Annotated in this window: 20 protein-coding genes; 15 read left to right on the top strand and 5 right to left on the bottom strand. The window is 37.6% G+C overall.

Annotated elements, in window-relative coordinates:
- Positions 1–148: 148 nt before the first annotated feature.
- From NSQ89_RS01520 to NSQ89_RS01540, 5 genes are all read left to right on the top strand, one after another.
- A complete protein-coding gene (locus NSQ89_RS01520; protein ID WP_341132133.1) occupies positions 149–1,342 on the top strand; it encodes a branched-chain amino acid ABC transporter substrate-binding protein in 1,194 nt (397 codons plus the stop codon).
- 218 nt (positions 1,343–1,560) lie between these two features.
- Complete coding sequence (locus NSQ89_RS01525; RefSeq protein WP_047944649.1) at positions 1,561–2,538, top strand: branched-chain amino acid ABC transporter permease; 978 nt, start codon at positions 1,561–1,563, stop codon at positions 2,536–2,538.
- A 9-nt stretch (positions 2,539–2,547) separates the two neighbouring features.
- The gene (locus NSQ89_RS01530; protein WP_047944648.1) at positions 2,548–3,813 is read left to right on the top strand and encodes a branched-chain amino acid ABC transporter permease; all 1,266 of its coding nucleotides are present in this window, start codon (positions 2,548–2,550) and stop codon (positions 3,811–3,813) included.
- A complete protein-coding gene (locus NSQ89_RS01535) occupies positions 3,810–4,586 on the top strand; it encodes an ABC transporter ATP-binding protein (protein ID WP_341132134.1) in 777 nt (258 codons plus the stop codon). The genes NSQ89_RS01530 and NSQ89_RS01535 overlap by 4 nt, the downstream gene beginning before the upstream one ends.
- Positions 4,587–4,599: 13 nt before the next feature.
- A complete protein-coding gene (locus tag NSQ89_RS01540) occupies positions 4,600–5,310 on the top strand; it encodes an ABC transporter ATP-binding protein (RefSeq protein ID WP_047944670.1) in 711 nt (236 codons plus the stop codon).
- Between the two features lie 57 nt (positions 5,311–5,367).
- Here NSQ89_RS01540 and NSQ89_RS01545 read toward each other — a convergent pair whose 3' ends face one another.
- Positions 5,368–6,414, bottom strand: a complete 1,047-nt coding sequence (locus NSQ89_RS01545) for a lactonase family protein (RefSeq protein ID WP_172865025.1) — start codon at positions 6,412–6,414, stop codon at positions 5,368–5,370.
- 713 nt (positions 6,415–7,127) lie between these two features.
- On the opposite strand from NSQ89_RS01545, the gene NSQ89_RS01550 reads away from it, so the two are divergent.
- Positions 7,128–10,022, top strand: a complete 2,895-nt coding sequence (locus NSQ89_RS01550) for a lipocalin-like domain-containing protein (RefSeq protein WP_445668952.1) — start codon at positions 7,128–7,130, stop codon at positions 10,020–10,022.
- A 355-nt stretch (positions 10,023–10,377) separates the two neighbouring features.
- On the opposite strand, the gene NSQ89_RS01555 is transcribed toward NSQ89_RS01550, so the two are convergent.
- Positions 10,378–10,494 (bottom strand): YfhE family protein, encoded by a 117-nt coding sequence (locus NSQ89_RS01555; RefSeq protein WP_082138460.1) that lies wholly within the window; start codon positions 10,492–10,494, stop codon positions 10,378–10,380.
- Positions 10,495–10,692: 198 nt separating this feature from the next.
- Here NSQ89_RS01555 and recX point away from each other — a divergent pair, with 198 nt between their 5' ends.
- Entirely contained in the window at positions 10,693–11,502 is an 810-nt protein-coding gene (gene recX, locus NSQ89_RS01560; RefSeq protein WP_341132136.1) for a recombination regulator RecX, read from the top strand.
- 108 nt (positions 11,503–11,610) lie between these two features.
- Complete coding sequence (locus tag NSQ89_RS01565; protein WP_047944926.1) at positions 11,611–11,931, top strand: YfhH family protein; 321 nt, start codon at positions 11,611–11,613, stop codon at positions 11,929–11,931.
- A gap of 60 nt (positions 11,932–11,991) precedes the next feature.
- Here the strand turns inward: NSQ89_RS01565 and NSQ89_RS01570 are convergent, their stop codons facing one another.
- A complete protein-coding gene (locus tag NSQ89_RS01570) occupies positions 11,992–12,141 on the bottom strand; it encodes a small, acid-soluble spore protein K (protein ID WP_047944925.1) in 150 nt (49 codons plus the stop codon).
- Positions 12,142–12,269: 128 nt separating this feature from the next.
- On the opposite strand from NSQ89_RS01570, the gene NSQ89_RS01575 reads away from it, so the two are divergent.
- Positions 12,270–12,539 (top strand): YfhJ family protein, encoded by a 270-nt coding sequence (locus tag NSQ89_RS01575; protein WP_047944924.1) that lies wholly within the window; start codon positions 12,270–12,272, stop codon positions 12,537–12,539.
- A 36-nt stretch (positions 12,540–12,575) separates the two neighbouring features.
- Here NSQ89_RS01575 and NSQ89_RS01580 read toward each other — a convergent pair whose 3' ends face one another.
- Positions 12,576–13,556 (bottom strand): metal-dependent hydrolase, encoded by a 981-nt coding sequence (locus NSQ89_RS01580; protein WP_047944922.1) that lies wholly within the window; start codon positions 13,554–13,556, stop codon positions 12,576–12,578.
- Between the two features lie 413 nt (positions 13,557–13,969).
- On the opposite strand from NSQ89_RS01580, the gene mutY reads away from it, so the two are divergent.
- Positions 13,970–15,076: an A/G-specific adenine glycosylase gene (gene mutY, locus NSQ89_RS01585; protein ID WP_047944920.1), complete on the top strand. Its 1,107-nt coding sequence runs from the start codon at positions 13,970–13,972 to the stop codon at positions 15,074–15,076.
- Between the two features lie 20 nt (positions 15,077–15,096).
- Here the strand turns inward: mutY and NSQ89_RS01590 are convergent, their stop codons facing one another.
- Positions 15,097–15,321 carry a hypothetical protein gene (locus NSQ89_RS01590; RefSeq protein ID WP_341132137.1) on the bottom strand — a complete coding sequence of 75 codons (225 nt, stop codon included), beginning with the start codon at positions 15,319–15,321 and terminating at the stop codon, positions 15,097–15,099.
- Between the two features lie 118 nt (positions 15,322–15,439).
- Between NSQ89_RS01590 and fabL the strand changes: the two genes are divergently transcribed.
- The 5 genes from fabL (at position 15,440) to NSQ89_RS01615 (ending at position 19,932) form a co-directional block, all read left to right on the top strand.
- Positions 15,440–16,183: an enoyl-[acyl-carrier-protein] reductase FabL gene (fabL, locus tag NSQ89_RS01595; protein ID WP_047944930.1), complete on the top strand. Its 744-nt coding sequence runs from the start codon at positions 15,440–15,442 to the stop codon at positions 16,181–16,183.
- Positions 16,184–16,337: 154 nt separating this feature from the next.
- Positions 16,338–16,520, top strand: coding sequence for a gamma-type small acid-soluble spore protein (locus tag NSQ89_RS01600; protein ID WP_047944917.1), 183 nt, complete (start codon positions 16,338–16,340; stop codon positions 16,518–16,520).
- Positions 16,521–16,752: 232 nt separating this feature from the next.
- Positions 16,753–17,016, top strand: a complete 264-nt coding sequence (locus NSQ89_RS01605; protein ID WP_341132138.1) for a YgaB family protein — start codon at positions 16,753–16,755, stop codon at positions 17,014–17,016.
- A gap of 185 nt (positions 17,017–17,201) precedes the next feature.
- Positions 17,202–17,732 carry a nucleoside tri-diphosphate phosphatase gene (gene ntdP, locus NSQ89_RS01610; protein WP_047944913.1) on the top strand — a complete coding sequence of 177 codons (531 nt, stop codon included), beginning with the start codon at positions 17,202–17,204 and terminating at the stop codon, positions 17,730–17,732.
- 451 nt (positions 17,733–18,183) lie between these two features.
- A complete protein-coding gene (locus NSQ89_RS01615) occupies positions 18,184–19,932 on the top strand; it encodes an ABC transporter ATP-binding protein (protein WP_061800636.1) in 1,749 nt (582 codons plus the stop codon).
- The last annotated feature ends 29 nt before the right edge of the window (positions 19,933–19,961 follow it).

Raw genomic sequence — 19,961 nt, forward strand, 5'->3', positions numbered from 1 at the left:
TAACTTTTTAGAAAATATACTGTTAAATTTTCTGACAATATAAAAGACACTTGTCTAGAAGAAGATTATAATCCAAACATGGAACAGGAGCAATTGGGAAAATATCCTGTAGTTTCATAGATAAAAAGACAATGATAGGGGGCATATTATGTTATCCAAAAAAGTACTTTCTTTCGCGATGACTGCAACATTAGCTTTAGGATTTATGAGTGGTTGTGCTTCAAACGCAAACTCGGATTCAGGGGATTCAGGAGACAAAAAAGTAATTAAAATTGTTACACAATCACCACTATCTGGAGGCAGCGCTACATTAGGGGAAGCAATTAAATTAGGAGCGCAGCTGGCTATTGATCAACAAAAGGATAAGTTTGCTGAATTAGGATTCGAACTTAAATTAGATGCACAGGATGATCAGGGAGATCCGAAGAAAGGGGTTGCGAATGCTAACTTAGTGGTTGCGGATAAATCTGTGTTAGGGGTAGTCGGTCACTTAAACTCAGGTGTTTCCATTCCAGCATCTGAAGTTTATGAAAAAAATAATCTTGTAAGTGTATCTCCGGCAAGTACAGCCACTGACTATACGGATCGCGGTTTAAAAACAGTGAGCCGTGTTGTTGCCCGTGATGATTTCCAAGGTCCTGCTGGGGCACAATATGCTGTGGAAACTTTAGGGGCAAAGAAAATTTTTGTTGTTCAAGATAAAACAGCTTACGGTTCAGGTCTAGCAGATGCCTTTAAAGAGGCAGCGGAAGATTTAGGAGCTGAAGTTGTTGGTTATGAGGGAATTACCGTTGGTGAAAAAGACTTTAACGGTGTTTTAAACCAAGTAGCCTCTAAAAAACCTGATCTAATCTATTACGGTGGCCTTTATGCAGAAGGGGGAATTTTGGTAAAGCAAGCACGTGAAAAAGGATTAGATATCCCATTCATGGGTGGAGACGGTTTAGACTCATCTACTTTTGTTGAAATCGCAGGAGATGCTGTGAAAAATACCTTCATTACTTCCGTTGCCGGTGATACAACCCAATCAGAAGAAGGAACGAAATTTGCTGAAGATTATAAAGCAGCATTCAGCAAAAACATTGAGTCCTATTCTGCCTATGCATACGACTCTGCAGCAGTTTTACTAGCAGGCATTGAAAAAGCAATTAAAGAGAATGATAACAAATTACCAACTCGTGAAGAGGTTACCAAAGCTGTGCGTGCTACACAAGATTACAAAGGGGTAGTGACAGAAGTTGGATTTGATGAGAAAGGAGATAATAAATTCGCAAAAATCTTTATTTATAAATTTGCTGAAGCCAAATACCCAGCTACATTAGATGGAGAAATTAGCCAATAAACGAGTAAATAAAAAGGACATGGATATCAACCGTCCTTTTTATTTGCAAAGAACTAAATGCCGGATATTAATCTTAGCTATTTAGTAGATAGAAATAAGCATATATGGTGATTTCGTCAATAGAAAGAATCTGTTGAGTAACCGAGCGGGAAATCTTTCATCTTATGAGGTTAAACTCTATCTACTAAAACCATTAAATCAAAAGTGTGGGGAAGAGAATGCTAACTGAAATTTTACAAACATTACCGCAAGTTTTAATTGATGGATTAACATTAGGAGCAGTGTATGCCGTTATTGCATTGGGATACACAATGGTTTATGGAATATTAGAATTGATAAATTTTGCTCATGGGGAAATATTTATGTCAGGAGCATTCATTGGCACGGCCATCTTAATTACTTTAACAAGTCTAGGATGGACTTCGATGCTGCCTGCTGTACTTTCCTTAATTGTCATGCTCCTAATTACTAGTCTCATCACAGGTTTTTTAGGAATGGGAATCGAAAGAGTGGCTTATCGTCCACTCCGAAAAGCACCAAAGCTAATTGCTCTTATCTCAGCCATTGGTATCTCCTTTTTACTACAGGATATCGTTCGATTCATCACAGAATTATTCAAAGGGAATTACATAATTACTTCGCCTAATCTATTTTCTGACAAAATAAATATCGGATCTGTTTTCGGTTCTCATGCTGCAAGTTTTAAAAGCTCGTTTTTAGTTGTTATTATAGTAGCCGTTATTTTGATGGTAGGATTAGATTTTTTTGTTAACAAAACAAAGTGGGGCATGGCGATGAGAGCCGTGGCGCAAGATAGAGACACAGCATCTTTAATGTCTATTAATGTGAACAAGGTTATCTCTGTTACTTTCTTCGTAGGATCTGCTTTAGGCGGCGCCACTGGTGTATTATTTGCTGTTCAATATGGAACAATCGATCCGTACATTGGATTTATACTAGGACTTAAAGCTTTTACTGCCGCAGTTTTAGGCGGAATTGGCAATATACGCGGAGCAATGCTCGGCGGTATGTTAATTGGACTGATTGAAATGTTCACAGCAGCGAATCTGTCGGTTATCACAGGCGGGATTATGGGAGCAGAATATAAAGATGTTGTTGCATTTGCCATATTGATTATCGTCCTTATTTTTAAACCAGAAGGCTTATTTGGCAAAGCCGTAGCAGAGAAAGTGTAGGTGGAAAAGATGGCTAACATGATTAAAACCATCCAAACAAATAAAGTTGCCCAAATTATTCTTTTCTTTGCGTATGTATTGGTGACTACTGCTGCATTGGCTTTCTCGCAAAAATCAGTGATTGCTTTTTTACTATTATTGTTATCGCTATTACTCCTATATTATATGAATCTCGGAAATAAAATGAAGTGGGGAATTGCTTTACTTATCTTAGTGATTGTTCTCCCGGTTTCAGCTAGTCAAGGACCATCCTATCAAGCATATATGGAAGTAGCAACTATGGTAGGGATTTATGTTTGTATGGCTTTAGGGCTGAATATCGTTGTTGGTCTTGCAGGGTTGCTTGATTTAGGATTTGTTGCTTTCTTTGCTGTTGGCGCCTACACATATGGCGTGTTTGCGACAGCACAAGCGAATAACTTCATGCCCTTTGGAACATATCCATTGTCCGGAAATAGCTTTTGGTTTTTTATTATCATTGGTTTATTTGTAGCGGCTCTATTTGGGGTTTTATTAGGGATTCCAGTATTAAGAGTAAAAGGAGATTATTTGGCTATTGTTACATTAGGTTTTGGGGAAATAATCCGGATTGTATTTAATAACTTAGATAAGCCAGTAAATATCACGAATGGAGCGATGGGGCTGCCAAGTATTCAACAGCCTGAATTATTTGGTATTACTTTGTCACAGCCGAACCAATTCTATTATATTGTGCTAGTTATGTTTATTATTGTAATTTATGCTGTGACTAGAATGGAACATACAAAATTAGGCCGTTCTTGGAAGGCGGTCAGAGAAAATGAGATTGCTGCACAAGCGATGGGAATTCCCCTTGTAAAAACAAAGTTGACGGCATTTGCTATTGGGGCATCGTTTTCCGGAATGATGGGAGTTGTGTTTGCCGCAAAGCAAATGTTTGTGGATCCAACAAGTTTCACTTACTTAGAATCTACGACCATTCTTGTTATGGTCATCCTTGGAGGAATGGGAAGTGTGCCAGGTGTTATTCTGGGAGCGGCAGTTGTAACGATATTAAACTTACAGGTGCTAACCGAATTAACGGGGTGGCTAAGCCAAGTAACCACTATTCCTGATGCCTTATCTCCAGCAAAAATGCAAAGATTTATCTTCGGTGCCCTTTTAATTATTATGACCTTATATCGTCCACAAGGATTAATACCGGCAAAAAATAAAAAGGTTAATGTCAAGAAATTAAAAGAGAGCATAACAGAAAAGCAGGAGTCTACTATATTGCTTAAGGAGGGGCACAAGTGAATATACTCGAAGTGAAAGGATTGACGAAAAAGTTTGGTGGACTTGTTGCGAATTCCAATATTGATATGTCTGTCGAGAAGAATTCCATCACAGCGGTAATAGGACCGAATGGAGCGGGAAAAACGACTTTTTTCAATATGATAACAGGGGTGTATAAACCGACATCTGGGGAAATTCTCCTTGACGGAAAAACAATTGCCGGGCATAAGCCGCATGTCGTAGCGAAACAAGGAATTTCCAGAACCTTTCAGAATATCCGCCTTTTCAGTGATATTACCGTATTGGAAAATGTCATGGTCGGAATGCATAACCATATCAAAGGCAGCTTGGTTGGGACATTGCTTCAATTGCCAAAGGCTAAACAGGAGGAAGAGAAAGCAATGAAAGAGGCATATCGCCTATTAGAATATGTTGGGCTTGCTGATCTATTAAATGAAGCAGCGGCAAATTTATCATATGGAGCACAACGGAGATTAGAAATTGCTCGTGCTCTAGCTACAAAGCCTAGCGTTTTATTATTAGATGAGCCTGCTGCTGGTATGAACCCGAAGGAAACAAGTCTATTAACCGGTTTAATTCAAGATATGTGTAAGAAATATGATTTGACCATTATTTTAATTGAACATGATATGAAGCTGGTGATGGAAATTTCAAACCATATCATCGTATTGGATCATGGAGAAAAAATTGCAGAAGGTGGTCCGGAAGAGATACGTTCCAATCCGAAAGTAATTGAAGCCTATTTAGGAAAAGGAGCAGTATCACTTGCTTAAAGGGGGAATCAGCATGGAAAAGATACTTGAATTAACGGATATAGAAGCTTGGTATGGAGGAATTCAGGCATTAAAAGGAATTAGTTTACATGTTGATAAAGGAGAGATCGTTACCCTCATTGGAAGTAATGGTGCTGGCAAATCGACAACCCTTAAATCTATTAGCGGCCAGGTTCCAATCAAAAAAGGCAGTATTCTTTTTAATGGAAAAGATATTGCTAATATAGCAGCACATAAGACAGCCGTTTTAGGGATTTCCCAAGTGCCAGAAGGAAGGCGGATTTTTCCTAAGCTATCTGTACGAGAAAATCTATTAATTGGCGCTTTTGCTGTAAAGGATAAACAATTAACGGAAGCAAGAATGCAAAAAGTATTTGAGTATTTTCCGAGATTGAAAGAACGAGTCGAGCAAAAAGGAGGAACAATGAGTGGTGGCGAGCAGCAAATGCTGGCAATAGGGCGAGCGCTTATGATGCAGCCAGAAGTCCTAATGTTGGATGAACCATCCATGGGCCTTGCGCCCATTATTGTCGAGCAAATTTTTGAAATTATTAAAGAGCTCAATAACCAAGGAATGACAATTTTATTAGTAGAACAGAATGCCTTTCAAGCTTTGCAAATTGCCAGTAGAGGGTATGTCATTCAAACAGGAGAAATTGTATTAGAAGGAACAGGAGCAGAGTTGATTACCAATAAACAAGTGCAGGAAGCTTACTTAGCTTAAGGACAGAGAAAAAGGAGAAGGCTTTTTACGAGACCCTTCTCCTTTTTTATGATTGAATTAATTATTTAAGAATTTTACACATACTGGTTCTGGTGCTTCTATCTCTGATTGCAATAAAGTTAGTTTTCCAGTAACTGTATCTCTTTCAAATAAAGTAAGGGTATCCGATTGTTCATTGGATGCAAGCAAGAATTGTTCTGTTGGATCTAGAACGAAATCTCTTGGCCAGTTTCCTTCTGTTGAAGTTCTGTCAATAAAGGTTAATTGACCAGTTTCCCCATTTACTTGGAAAATCGCAATTGAATTATGGCCGCGATTTCCTGCATAAACATAGTTTCCGTCTGAAGAAAGATGGATAGCACTTCCTTGGCTATTTTCCGTAAAATCAATCGGTAGTGTAGAAATGTATTGTAATTCCTCAAATGCTCCAGTTTCAGCGTTAAAAGATAATGCAATGACTTCATTGCTTAATTCTGTCATGACATAAGCAAATTTGCCATTAGGATGGAAGGCGATATGTCTTGGACCACTTCCAGGTTTAACGGATAAACTGCTAACTTCTTCTAGCTTTCCATCAACAAGCTTGTACGTATCTACTCGGTCTGTTCCTAAATCAACAGAAACAGCATATTGATCATTAGGACTGAATCCAGCAAAATGCATATGAGGTTTTTCTTGGCGAGCTGGATTTGGGCCTGTCCCTGTATGCTCGATGATAGATGCAGCACTGCTTAATGAGCCATCTGTATGTACCGGATAGGATTCGGCAGTTCCTTTATGATAGTTTGCAGATAGAACAAGCGTTTTGTCTGCATTTACACTTACATGGCAAGGAGATGCTCCTTCCGAATATTCGCTGTTAATAAGGGCAAGACTGCCATCTGAATGAATAGAGTAAGCAGAAACACCACCTAAAGAGCCTTCTTTACCGACAGCGAATAAATGCTGATTATCGATTGTAACCGTTAAATAGGTAGGGTTTTCAATTTCAGCCACTAGAGAAACATCTGTGATTTTTTTCGCTTCTGTGTCTAATACAAATGAATAAATACCTTTACTAGTCTTTTTTGTATATGTGCCAATGTAGCCAGTGAATTTTGTCATAAACAGATCTCCTTTAACATTTTTACAAAATTAATACTATTTATTAATTATAGCACGAGCCTAATCAAAACGTACAAATTAGAGTCTGTCTATTTAAATAAAAGTATTAGTTAGTTCTATTTTCCCGAAATTGCTTACTTGAAACAAGAGGGAATTTTCAGCTGTTTGAAAGGGAGCGCTTGTAAGAATGGATGCGTTTTTTGAATCTTTCATGGGATGATAGGAATAAAACAACCTTGTTTTTCCAAATGGCAGAGGAAATATAGTACTGCTACCGGTGAGGGTGTTATCTACATAAAATCAAACGAATATATAATTAATTAATATATTAATTAAATAAAGATAAAAAACATTTATTGTTTATTTTTGTAATCTAAAATAGTATTTATTAAGGGACATAAACATAGGATAGTAAGTAGATTAGTTTTGATAATTATATGAATATTACCATGAAATATGGTTTTTTTATTGTTTAAGGATTGGGAATATAGTAAGCTAATGGGGAGTAGGGTAAGATAGAAGTTAAGAAAGGGGTGGAAATATAGTTAATGTAAAAGTTAATCTTAATTAATTGATTAAATATTAGTATCATCGAAAGGCATCCATATTGTACCCCATTTTACATAAAAAATCTGAACGTTCACTTTGGTTCTGTACATCACAAGACTTCCTATCAAAAAATGTAGATAAGATGGGATTTATTATGGATAGAAATGTATGCGTTTACAAACGAAAGCAGTGAAGGGGAGAATGAAACGGTGAAGTGTGTTATAAAAAAAGGGTTATTTTTTTTGTTGGTCATAATCGTACTATTTCCATGGCCTTATGAAAAGGAGAAACAGGTAAAGGCAGAAGGCTCTCAAACTGATTCGATCGAATTTCAGCATGTTTCCGTTCACGACCCGTCCATCATTAAAGGGAATAATGGCTCTTATTATGTTTTTGGATCACATATAGCAGCAGCCAAATCAACGGACTTAATGAATTGGACTTCTCTGGTGACAAGTGAATATCAAACGCCAGAAAATAATCCAATCTATGGGAATTTGTCTGAAAATCTTGCAGAGTCTTTTAAATGGGCAGGGGAAAATGATGCAGATAGCACTGGGGGTTATTCTGTATGGGCTCCTGATATTTTTTGGAATAAAGATTATGCTTGGGATGATGGTTCAAAGGGAGCTTATATGTTGTATTATAGTGTATCTTCTACCTATATTCGTTCAGCGATAGGCATTGCTGTATCGAAGAATATAGAGGGGCCTTATGATTATAGGGATACTATTATATATTCTGGTTTTACCAATTTTGAAACGACTGATAATAAGAGTGTGATTAATAAACATTGGGAAAATACGAATATCGCAGATTTGATTGCAGACGGTACTTTAGATAATGTAAATCCAGATTGGTTTACAAGTGAGGGAAATTATAATAACGCCCTTTATACGAATGCGATTGATGCAAATATTCTCTATGATGAGAATGGAGATTTATGGATGACATATGGTTCCTGGTCAGGTGGAACGTTTATTTTGCCGCTAGATAAGAAAACTGGTGTACCCATTTATCCTGGAAAGGATGGAAAAACCTCGGATGGCAGAATAGTTGATCGATATTTCGGTACGAAGATTGCTGGGGGATATGGAAGATCTGGGGAAGGAACATATGCTGTTTACGATAAGGAAACAGGGTATTACTATCTTTACATTACGTACGGTGGATTAGCTTCTGACGGTGGTTATCAAATGAGGCAGTTTAGATCAAAAAAGATTGATGGCCCGTATGAAGACGCCGCTGGTAATGCTGCTGTTTTTCCAGAAAGCTTTAATTTAGGACCAGGGAATTTCCCGAGCAATGATGATCATAAAGAAATTGGGAATAAAATGATGGGGAATTTCTTGTTTAAAAGAGATCTTGGAGAAGAGGGCAGTGGGATAGGAACAGGATATATGTCACCAGGACATAATTCTTATTTGATAGACGAAGAACTTGGTAAAGAGTTTATTGTGACACATGCTCGATTCCCTCAGCAAGGAGAACTGCATCAAGTGCGTGTCCATCAAACCTTTAAAAACAAGGAGAAATGGCCAGTGCCAACTCCATTTCAATATGCGGGTGAAACAATAGAGACTGTGTCTGAGAAAGATATTGTTGGTGATTATAAGTATATCAATCACGGCAAAGAGATTACGGGGAAATTAACAGAATCGCAATGGATTAAATTAAATGCAGATAAGACAGTTTCCGGTGCTGTAAGTGGGACATGGAAGCTATACGATGATTACAGAGTCGAAGTTGAGATAGAAGGACAAATATACGATGGTGTATTTATTCGTCAATATGATCCTGCAGCCGCGAAATGGGTGATGACCTTTAGTGCTATGTCTGGTGAGGGAGTCGTAATTTGGGGAAGTCGTGTGGATAGTAAATCAAACCAAGAAGTGGTAGCAAGTGTGAAAGCGGAACTAATTAAGGCCATTCCGACCGAGGCAATCAAGGATATCTCCTTGCCAACTCAAGCAGCGCAAGGTACAGCCATTGTCTGGGAATCTTCACAGCCAGAAATCATTTCCAATGATGGGATTGTAACAAGACCGCCATTTGGTTCTGAAAATGCTGATGTAAAATTAACAGCAACTATTACTTTAGGGGATGCGAAAGAAACATTGTCTGTAATGGTTCATGTATTAGCAGAAGAGGAAGGGAGATTAACTGCCTATTATGACTTTAATGATGGGTTTGCAGATCGATCTGGTAATCAAGCCGATGCAATAGTAACAGGTGATCGCATTCACAATACAGGCGGGGAAGTTACGTTTGCAAAGGGTATTGCAGGGAATGCTGCTAAATTTAACGGAGAATCTGGACTTAAATTGGCAGATGGTTTAATTGCAAGTAATAAGTATTCCATATCACTTTGGATGAAACCGGAAGAAATCACGGAATTTACAACGACTTTCTTCGGTGCGAGAACAGAGAATAATTGGATTAGTCTTGTGCCGAATGCACAGAATGTGACAAAGGTATGGTCCCATAATAGTGACCAATGGTATGATGCGGTATCTGACTCTATAATCCCCAAAAATGAATGGACACATTTCGGATTTACGGTAAATGAAGGAGAAGCAAAGGTTTACATTAATGGAGAGGAAAAATTTTCTGATGGGAATTTTCCAGATGTCTTTACAACCGTTAATGCCCAATTTAGTTTAGGTGTAAACTATTGGGACATGCCCTTTAAAGGTTTAATGGATGAAGTACGCGTATATGATGGAATTGTTCTTACAGAAACCGAAATGCAATCACTTTTTGAAAATCCAGGAGCAGAAGAACCGGGAGCAGAAGAGCCAGGAGCAGAAGAGCCAGGAGCAGAAGAACCGGGAGCAGAAGAGCCAGGAGCAGAAGAACCGGGAGTAGAAGAGCCAGGAGCAGAAGAGCCGGGAACAGATAAGCCAAGTGCAGAAAATCCGCAGACTGACAACACAGGGAAAACATTACCGAACACTGCAACAAACGAATATAATTGGATAATCGGAGGATTATTCCTGTTGGTAGCGGGCTTAAGTATATCCTTGGTTATACGAAAACGGGCCATAAAAGGGGAATAAATCATGATGGACCACTTAATTTCTGCAGTGATTAAGTGGTTCTTCGTTTTTAGAATGGTAAATGGGGAAATAAAATACTCTTTCAGCATTATTTCTAGTGAAAAAGTTAAAACAAATTAGCCACAAGAGAGGGAAGCTTGTTGATGGTTTTTTCAGAAAATAATCACAATAGTGATTGTGGAAAAATGGAGAGGTTATCAACTTAATTACTAACAAGGTAAATGGCGGAAATTAAAGTATTCCACAGGGTTATCCACATTATCAACAGAATTAGGTTTTGATTATCCACAAAAATGTAAGGGTTTTAAAAAGGGAGAGGAAGAGAATGCTGTAAGCCATCTCTTCCTCTAAACGTTTATTTAGTATCTTTTCTATTAGCTGCTCGATCAGCCATTTTAAATTCATGTTGATAGGTTACGGCTTGCATACTAGATAGTGTGTGCTTTGGTTTTTGCTTTTTCTTCCCTTCCATATCACAACAATCCTTTCCATTTTTTCTACTATGTTCTTTATTCTTCCCTAGTTATATAAATTAGATTCAAAATGCGAAGGGAAATTAGTTGAGAGGCAAAAGTATGCCTTTCCACCTTTTATGTGCTACATTTGAAATAGATAAAGTTCGCATGGGATGATTTAGAGAAGGCGAAAAATAGATAATGTGGTGATTGGAATGATTATAAGCAAAATAACAAGACAGAAGGAATTGAATGACCGTTATAATATTTTTACCCTGAAGCAGGGAAAAGATGTGTATGCATTTAGCGTAGATGAAACAGTTCTAATTAAATATAAGCTGCGAAAAGGGATGGAGCTGGATTCGCTCTTATTAAATGAAATCCAATATACAGACGAAATAAGAAAAGGATATCATATGGCCGTTCGGTATTTGTCTAAGGTAAAAAGAACGGAAATGGAAGTAAGGAAGCATCTCTCCGCTAAAATGGAAAATGATGCATTGGTTGCAGAGGTAATGACAAAGTTAAAGGAAATGAAATTCATCGATGATGAGGATTACGCTTTTTCCTATGTTCGCACTCAACGGAATACGACAACCAAAGGAGCAGAAACGATTAAACGAGAATTAAGGGAAAAAGGGATCCAGCGGGAATTAATCGAACGTTCGATGGAGGAGCTTTCCTATAAGGATCAAATGCAAGCAGCGAAGAAAATTGTTGCAAAATTTTTGGCTGGCAAGAAAAAGGATTCTAAGAAGATTATCATCCAAAAATTAGAACAGACTCTTGTTAGAAAGGGATATACCTCTGATATTATCCAACAAGTAAAAAGGATGCCGGAGATTGTGGAAATGGATACAGATGAATTAGAAACCGTTCGTATCCATGGGGAGAAGGCAAGAAGAAAATTTGCCAAGTTCACTGGATATGAATTCAAGCAAAAAATGAAGCAGTTCTTATACCGTAAAGGATTCTCTATGGATCTTATCGAACAGTATTTAGACGAAATAGAAAATGAAGACTAATTAGTTATCGGCGTAGTGTTAACAACAAACTTCAGTAGAAATGAAAGCTGATTTTTTGCCGATTCTGAGGATTTTTATTAAACTAGTTGGTAGTGGAGGGGAATATAAATGCTGACAAAAAGATATAGCATGATGACAGAACACGAGCTCCGTATGGAAATATCCACTTTAAATGATCAAGCAAAAAAAGCAGAGCAGCTTGGTATGGTTAATGAATATGCTGTTTTAGAAAGAAAAGCAGTTCTTGCCAAATCGTATTTATTAAATCCTAAAGATTATAAAGCTAATGAAATATATGAAATAGAAGGCGATCCAGGAGTTCTTTTTCAAATCGATTATATGAATGGCGTTTTTGCGTGGGGAAAGCGACAAGTAGATGGAAGCCAAGAAGAGGGGATTCCAATCGCATTATTAAAGAAGAAAGCATAAGGAAAAGAGTGGAGGGACCAAAAATGGTCTCTCCCTCTTTCCTGCAGAATAAAAATCTGCTTATTTTTTTGGTTTGCGATGTGAGGAAGCATGCATTCTCTCTTGAGGATGTGTATTGATTGTGCCATTGGCTCTTTTCGAAGCGTATTCTGTTTTTGCTCTCGGTTCTCCCTCAAGCTTAACATCATTTGTATTATCTACATTTCCCATCGTCATACCTCCAAAGAATCAACTAAGTCAAAGGTAATAAACTTCAACTTTGTTTATTACAATGGATAGTATTTGTTAATTACCAGCAATCTATTAGTAAAAACAAAAAAGAAAGAAGGAATGAAATAATGCATGAAGCACAGAAGAAATTAGTGGAGCGGCTATTGGAGCTTAATTCGTTTATTTCAGTTGGCCAAGCACAAACATGGGTGGAATTATTATGGGAGGATTTTGAGGCAACCTATGCTAAAGCGGGTCGTAAATATCAGGGAGAAGAGGTAACGGAACGAGTTGTTAGTCAGTGGATTGAGAACTACGGGGGAAAGCTTCATGAATTTGTAGCTGAAAACCCAAAATATAAAGAATTCCTTGCAGATGATAAAAAGAAATTGCATTAAAAAGAGGTCGACTTTAAAAGTCGACCATTTTTCATGCTAATTGGTTAAGATATCGAGTTTCTTTTTCAGCTTATCTTCACTAAAGATCCAGCCTGTGTAGGAAGTGATGATATTCAAGTTTAGATCGAGATGAACAACGGCGACAAATGGATAGTGCCCGTTGCTTCGGTAGCGTAAATCAATGAAGCGGACTTGGTATTGGTCATCCAGCTCGATAACTTCCCACCTAAATACAGGAGAGAAGGATAGGAAAGCAGATAGGTTCTTATCTTTTTGAGCTGCGGTTAGGACTGGTGTATCTGGAACTGGAATACGATGGAACTTATCATAAATTTCAATTTCGTGCTGATGGGACCTGCCGACATAGAAGGAGTCGTCGGTCATCACAGCGATACGCCAATGGTTATATCTCATGGTTGGCGATAAAATGATTTCCTTTGCATCTGGAATTCTTTTTTTCACATTTATTTTTACCTGCCGTTGTGTAAATACCCGCAGAAGGTAATAGCCAATCAGTACGATATATAAAGTTAAAAAGGTATATCCAGGATCTGATCCAAATACCCAAAATAAGATTGCTACAATATGCATGGAGAAAATGATGGGATCAAATGTATTAATAATCCCCAATGCGACCCATTTATTTGTAAAAGGACGTAGAGCCTGTGTTCCATAGGCATTAAATATATCGACAAATACATGCAGGAAAACAGCTATAAACGTCCAAAGCCATAAATGAAACAAATTTGCCTCTGGGAAAAGCGGGTACATGACAGCAAGTATAAGTAGGGGCCACAAGAGTACTGCTGGGATGGAGTGTGTCACTCCACGATGGTTGCGTATATAAACAGCATTATTTCTTAATTTTAATACTGTATCAATATCTGGTATTTGTGAGCCGATGATAGTGGCGATTATTACACCAGTTGTTGTTGCAGGATCAGAAGCAACAACTGGGTCTAACGTGGCTAACCCGCCAAGCGCAATCCCCATAACAATATGTGTTCCTGTATCCAAAATACCAAACCTCCCTGATTTTCTCTCCGAATTATTTGGATGAAAACACCATAATTACAATAAAAATATCCTTTTCTTTTTTCTTAACAAAAGATACACTACAAACAGTTAACATATTCGCATAATGAAAAATACGGATAATGTTATTAAATAATAAATAAAGTTGGCAAACAATCGGACAAACGCGTAATTTTATCAAAAAATAGCTCTTCTATTTAAAATGAGGTAAATTTACATATTTATACTTATTATTGCTATCAAACTTGGCTATTGGTAAGAACGTGAATCATTTTGTGCTACTTTCATTCTATCCCATTCCATCCTATGATGCACACCATGTCCAATAGTAGTAAAAGAAATCTATATATTGTTATTCCCAAAAAAAATTAATAATTAACATCTGGAGGTTAATCGTGACAGATAGGCAAGAAATAATCAAAAATCAAGTAGATGTCGAGCGGTTTAGAGAAGATTTATTAAATTGGTTTACAGAGGAACAAAGGGAACTGCCATGGAGACAAGATCAAGATCCCTATAAAGTATGGGTATCTGAAATCATGCTTCAGCAAACAAAGGTAGATACGGTTATCCCTTATTTTAATCGATTCATTTCGCAATTTCCAACCATTGAGGCGTTGTCAGAGGCAGAAGAAGAAAAAGTACTGAAGGCCTGGGAAGGATTAGGTTATTATTCAAGAGCGCGTAATTTACATGCTGCTGTTAAGGAAGTGCATGAAAAGTACGGGGGCAAAGTGCCAGATACTCCGAAAGAAATTGCGTCCTTAAAAGGAGTAGGACCTTATACAGCCGGTGCAATTTTGAGTATAGCATATGGAGTTCCAGAACCTGCTGTTGATGGAAATGTAATGAGAGTTTTATCGAGGATTCTCTCGATTTGGGAAGATATTGCAAAACCAAAAACAAGAAAGACATTTGAAGAAGCAGTACGTGTGCTGATCTCGCATGAGAATCCGTCCTTTTTCAATCAAGCGCTTATGGAGCTCGGTGCCTTAATTTGTACACCAACTTCTCCTTCGTGCCTGCTTTGTCCAGTAAGAGAGCATTGTCATGCCTTTGAGGATGGGACTGTTACAGAGCTTCCTGTAAAGACAAAAACGAAGAAACAAAAGTCAATCCAGCTTGCGGCAGTCGTTTTAACAGATGAAGAGGGACGAACATTGATTCATAAACGGCCAAATACAGGATTGCTGGCAAATTTATGGGAATTTCCTAATATGGAAATTGTTCAAGTGTTAAAGAGCGAGAAAGCACAGCTTGAGGAGAAGCTGTTAGAAGACTATCAGGCTAAAGTAGAAGTTGGCGAAATGATTACTAGGATTGAACATGTTTTTTCACATTTGATCTGGAACATCAATGTATATAGCGGAAAGTTAATAGCATTAAAAGAGGAAAAGGAAGATATCAGAAGAGTAAATGCGGATGAAATTGCACCATTCCCATTCCCTGTATCTCATCAGAAGATGCTGAAATTTTTACCAGAGCAAGTGAAGAAAGGGTGACCATTTGTGGTCATCCCCTATTACTCATAGCTTACTTCTGTCCCATGTGTATAATCAGCTTCGTTTCTTTTTAACCCGCCTCTGTTTTCCATTTCCTCTATGATGCTGCAGTGAATACTGACACCTTCGCTATTGAGATAAGGCGTCATTTGCTGCAGGGAGTGATGAAAGTAGGCAAGTTCATTATCTTTCCAATCTGATTTAGCGATAAGGGCTAATTCGGTCATATCTCTGCCAACATACATGTGTTATACCTTCCTTTACTTTTCCCGTATTCTCCTCTATTGTGTGGATGTTAATTGCGAAGTATGCATGAATAGAGGTAAAATGAGAAGTAAATGGATGGGAAAGGAATTAATAAGAATGACAAACAAAGTAGCATTAATTACAGGAAGCAGTAGAGGAATCGGAAAGGCAACAGCCATTCGCTTAGCCAAAGAAGGCTATGATATTGTTATCAACTATGCAAGAAGCAAAAAAGCAGCACAAGAAACTGCTGACGAGATTACGGCGCTTGGCAGAAAAGTGCTTCTAGTAAAAGCAAATGTTGGAGATGTAGACAAAATAAAGGCGATGTTTGCAGAAGTAAAAGCAGAGTTTGGGCGCTTAGATGTATTTATTAACAACGCAGCATCTGGGGTATTACGACCAATTATGGAGTTAGAAGAATCTCACTGGAATTGGACAATGAATATTAATAGTAAAGCCTTATTATTCTGTGCGCAAGAAGCAGCGAAGCTAATGGATAAAGGCGGAAAAATCGTTAGCATCAGCTCGCTGGGAGCGATTCGTTATTTAGAAAACTATACAACAGTTGGAGTGAGTAAAGCTGCTGTAGAGGCCTTAACTAGATATTTAGCGGTAGAATTAGCACCGAAAAATATTGTAGTAAATGCTGTTTCCGGTGGAGCAGTTGATACCGAGGCATTAACACATTTTCCAAATAGAGAAGAATTGCTTCAAGCGGCAGCGGAAAAAACACCGGCTGGCAGAATGGTCGAAATGGAAGATCTCGTCAATACCGTCATGTTCTTAGTAAGCGATGATGCAAGCATGATAAGAGGACAAACGATTATTGTGGATGGCGGTATTTCGTTGCTAGTATAAGCGGGCCGGGCGGTTTGGCTTGTGGAAAAAAGGAGATTTCCTATAAAGGAGAACTCCTTTTTTCTTTCTATCGATATGGATTTTATTGGTAATAAAAAACTTTGGATAGAAACGAAGTGTCTGGGACAAATTAATAGGCGTGGAGGTGATATTCATGGCTAAAAAAGCTGGTGCTACACAAAGTGGAACTAACATTCAAGAAGTAAAACAACAAAACGCTCAAGCAGGCCAAGGTCAACAATTTGGTACTGAATTTGCAAGCGAAACAAACGCTTCAGAAGTAAGAAAGCAAAATCAACAAGCTGAATCTAGAAAATCTCAAAACACAAGCAAATAATGCAAACAAAGGGCACTTCACTTACGGGAGAGTGCCCTTTGCTTTTGTTATCGAAACTTTTTATGTTCGACAAAACTTCTTCTTTGTCTACAGAAGTAGTCAAAGGAATTAACATACATACGAAGAAATAGTAAAAGGTAGAGTTAATAGAAAAAGGGCCGTTCCCTTTTTATAAGTTGAAACATATAAATCAATACAGTACCTAAAAATGAAGAGTAGGATGTGTTTTTTCATGGATGTATTTAATGGTTTAGTTGGAGAGCAAATGCGAATTATGGAAAAACTGCTATATTTACAAGGAGAATTAGAAAGGTGTGAAGAGATAGAAACACAACTACTAATTCTCCAAAAAGAAACGGAACTAAAAGAAGTACAAATAGAAATCAGCAATATGAAGGAAGAGCTAAAGAAAATACAAAAAATCTTTGAATTACAAACAGAAAAAGTTATTAAAGTCTACCAAGAAAATGAACTGAAACTATCATCTAGTTCATAAAAATATGGAATATTTAAAACCATTGTGTAATTTCAATGGTTCTTTTGTTTTAAATTTACTAGAGAACCGTTATAATAAGAAAAAAGAGGAATCGTACTTTGTTGCCTTAAAGGAAATAATGAATCGCTTTTAGTATGTAACAGGTTACAAAGCGTCCGTAAATAGAAAGTAGGGGAGAAATAAAAATGGGTGTACCTATCGAGGGTGAACCAATACAAATTCACAGTTATAAGCATAATGGGCACATCCATCGAATCTGGGACGAAACAACAATACTTAAAGGGACGCAGAACTTAATTATAGGTGGCAATGATCGTACAATTGTTACGGAATCAGATGGAAGAACGTGGGTAACACGTGAACCGGCAATCTGTTATTTTCATTCCCAACAATGGTTTAATGTCATTGGCATGCTTAGAGAAGATGGCATTCATTATTATTGCAACCTAAGCTCACCGTTTATTTACGATGGAGAGGCACTTAAGTATATTGATTATGATTTGGACATCAAAATCTTTCCGGATATGACATTCAATTTACTAGATGAAGATGAGTATGAACGTCACCGCCAAGAAATGAAATATCCAGAGGTCATTGATCGTATTTTGAAGACGCAAGTAACGCAATTAATACATTGGATAAGACAAAGAAAAGGTCCCTTTGCACCAGATTTTGTTGATTTGTGGTATGAAAGATACTTAACGTACAGAAGTTAATATGGATGACTGAAAAAAGCATGTTGAATTTCAGCAGGCTTTTTTCTTATGCATTCGCTGCGAATAGTGATAAAATGGTTCATTGTTATTAAAACGATTAAGAGTTCGAAGATTGATGGCTCGTGGGCCGTTTTGGTTTGGGGAATGAGTGATGTTTAGAGGGGATTGATTCTGTGCCCGATTTGGTTTTGAAAGTGAGTTGAAGAAAATAGAGAGGGGCTCTCTGTTCCCGAAGCGAAAAGAAAATGCGCGAACCGAGAAGAAAGAGTGGAAAAAGGTAAAAGAGACCCGTCCCTCTGTGCCCGTTTCAAAAGAGCACAGAGCAGATCAGTCATGCTCACCAGTTTACGCGCTATCTTTCACAGTATTTTTAACAGAATGAGCTAAAATGAAGTTTTCCAAACACAAAAAAAGGAAAAAGAACAAATGCAACATAGAGAGGGGAGTATATGTGGACAGTATTAAAAGGTATATGACCTTTGTAAAGCCATACCGATGGCAAATCATTGGGACGATCATTATCGGCATTGTGAAATTTGCCATTCCGCTATTAATTCCATTGTTATTAAAATATGTAATTGATGATATTATCAATAATCCAGCCTTAGATCAGGCCACTAAAATGAGCAATCTGTGGACAATCATGATTATTATGACCATTGTCTTTATCGTGGTGAGACCACCGATTGAATACTATCGTCAATATTTCGCTCAATGGACTTCTAATAAAATTCTTTATGATATTAGAGATCAGCTTTTTATGCATCTGCAAAAATTGAGCCTGAAATATTATTCCAATACCCGTGCAGGGGAAGTTATTTCCCGTGTCATAAATGATGTGGAACAAACGAAAAACTTTATTTTAACCGGCCTAATGAATTTATGGTTAGATGCCGTAACGATTTTGATTACAATCGGAATCATGTTCACGATGGACGTAAAGCTAACATTTGTCTCTATTATTTTACTGCCGTTTTACGCGCTTTCCGTTAGCTACTTTTTTGGGAATTTACGCAAATTAACAAGAGAAAGATCCCAAGCTTTAGCAGGCGTACAAAGCTTTCTCCATGAAAGAGTCCAAGGAATTTCGGTTATTAAAAGCTTTGCGACAGAAAATCATGAACAAAAGCATTTCCAAAAGTATAATAATACCTTCTTAGAAAAAGCGGTCAATCATACGAAATGGAATGCGAAAGCGTTCGCTGTCGTCAATACGATTACCGATATTTCGCCATTGATTGTAATTGCCTATTCAGGCTACCAAGTATTGAATGGCGATATATCGCTTGGAGCGATGATGGCATTTTTTGCGTATATTGAAAGATTATATAATCCATTGAGAAGATTAGTGAATTCCTCTACGACCTTAACACAGTCTATCGCATCAATGGACAGGGTGTTTGATTTAATTGATGAAAAATACGATATTCAAGATAAACCAAATGCAGTTCCTTGTACAAATGTAAAAGGAGATATTACTTTTGAAGAAGTGGACTTTGCTTACGATACAAACGATCCGAAAGTATTAGATAATATTTCCTTACATATTAAACAAGGAGAGACAGTAGCATTTGTTGGGATGAGCGGTGGCGGTAAGTCTTCCTTGATAAGTCTTATTCCAAGATTCTTTGATGTAACAGGAGGGAGAATTCTCTTAGACGGAATAGATATCAGAGATGTGCAAGCACGTTCCTTGCGTGATCAAATTGGAATGGTTCTGCAAGAAAATATTCTCTTCAGTGAATCAATTAGGGAAAATATTATGATAGGAAAGCCTAATGCGACTGAAGAGGAAGTAATTGCCGCTGCTAAAGCTGCTAATGCTCATGACTTTATCACCCAGCTTCCGGAAGGGTATGAAACAAAAGTGGGCGAAAGAGGCGTGAAATTAAGCGGCGGCCAGAAGCAAAGAGTAGCAATTGCACGAGTATTCTTGAAAAACCCGCCAATCTTAATTTTGGACGAGGCTACTTCTGCCTTAGACTTGGAAAGTGAACAGTCCATTCAAGAATCACTAGAAGAACTGGCCAAAGACAGAACGACCCTAATTGTAGCCCATCGTTTATCTACGATTACTCATGCCGATCGCATCATTTTGATTGAACATGGAAAAATTATGGAAGATGGTACACATGAGGAACTAATGAAATTGCAAGGTCATTATCACGATCTATTTCAAATTCAGCAATTAGGAAATTAGAGATAAAAAAGGATCCAGAAGCAAGTATC

The organism is Niallia sp. FSL R7-0648 (genome assembly GCF_038007005.1).
In the GTDB taxonomy this organism is placed as follows: domain Bacteria; phylum Bacillota; class Bacilli; order Bacillales; family Cytobacillaceae; genus Niallia; species Niallia circulans.

What these genes read in the sequence shown, in the direction of transcription:
- NSQ89_RS01525 (WP_047944649.1), top strand. Translation starts at nt 1,561, where the DNA reads ATGCTAACTGAAATTTTACAAACATTACCGCAAGTTTTAATTGATGGA.
- NSQ89_RS01530 (WP_047944648.1), top strand. Translation starts at nt 2,548, where the DNA reads ATGGCTAACATGATTAAAACCATCCAAACAAATAAAGTTGCCCAAATT.
- recX (WP_341132136.1), top strand. Translation starts at nt 10,693, where the DNA reads ATGATTATAAGCAAAATAACAAGACAGAAGGAATTGAATGACCGTTAT.
- NSQ89_RS01605 (WP_341132138.1), top strand. Translation starts at nt 16,753, where the DNA reads ATGGATGTATTTAATGGTTTAGTTGGAGAGCAAATGCGAATTATGGAA.
- fabL (WP_047944930.1), top strand. Translation starts at nt 15,440, where the DNA reads ATGACAAACAAAGTAGCATTAATTACAGGAAGCAGTAGAGGAATCGGA.
- NSQ89_RS01570 (WP_047944925.1), bottom strand. Translation starts at nt 12,141, where the DNA reads ATGGGAAATGTAGATAATACAAATGATGTTAAGCTTGAGGGAGAACCG.
- NSQ89_RS01550 (WP_445668952.1), top strand. Translation starts at nt 7,128, where the DNA reads ATGTATGCGTTTACAAACGAAAGCAGTGAAGGGGAGAATGAAACGGTG.
- ntdP (WP_047944913.1), top strand. Translation starts at nt 17,202, where the DNA reads ATGGGTGTACCTATCGAGGGTGAACCAATACAAATTCACAGTTATAAG.
- NSQ89_RS01565 (WP_047944926.1), top strand. Translation starts at nt 11,611, where the DNA reads ATGCTGACAAAAAGATATAGCATGATGACAGAACACGAGCTCCGTATG.
- NSQ89_RS01520 (WP_341132133.1), top strand. Translation starts at nt 149, where the DNA reads ATGTTATCCAAAAAAGTACTTTCTTTCGCGATGACTGCAACATTAGCT.
- NSQ89_RS01575 (WP_047944924.1), top strand. Translation starts at nt 12,270, where the DNA reads ATGCATGAAGCACAGAAGAAATTAGTGGAGCGGCTATTGGAGCTTAAT.
- NSQ89_RS01600 (WP_047944917.1), top strand. Translation starts at nt 16,338, where the DNA reads ATGGCTAAAAAAGCTGGTGCTACACAAAGTGGAACTAACATTCAAGAA.
- NSQ89_RS01540 (WP_047944670.1), top strand. Translation starts at nt 4,600, where the DNA reads ATGGAAAAGATACTTGAATTAACGGATATAGAAGCTTGGTATGGAGGA.
- NSQ89_RS01555 (WP_082138460.1), bottom strand. Translation starts at nt 10,494, where the DNA reads ATGGAAGGGAAGAAAAAGCAAAAACCAAAGCACACACTATCTAGTATG.
- NSQ89_RS01545 (WP_172865025.1), bottom strand. Translation starts at nt 6,414, where the DNA reads ATGACAAAATTCACTGGCTACATTGGCACATATACAAAAAAGACTAGT.
- NSQ89_RS01590 (WP_341132137.1), bottom strand. Translation starts at nt 15,321, where the DNA reads ATGTATGTTGGCAGAGATATGACCGAATTAGCCCTTATCGCTAAATCA.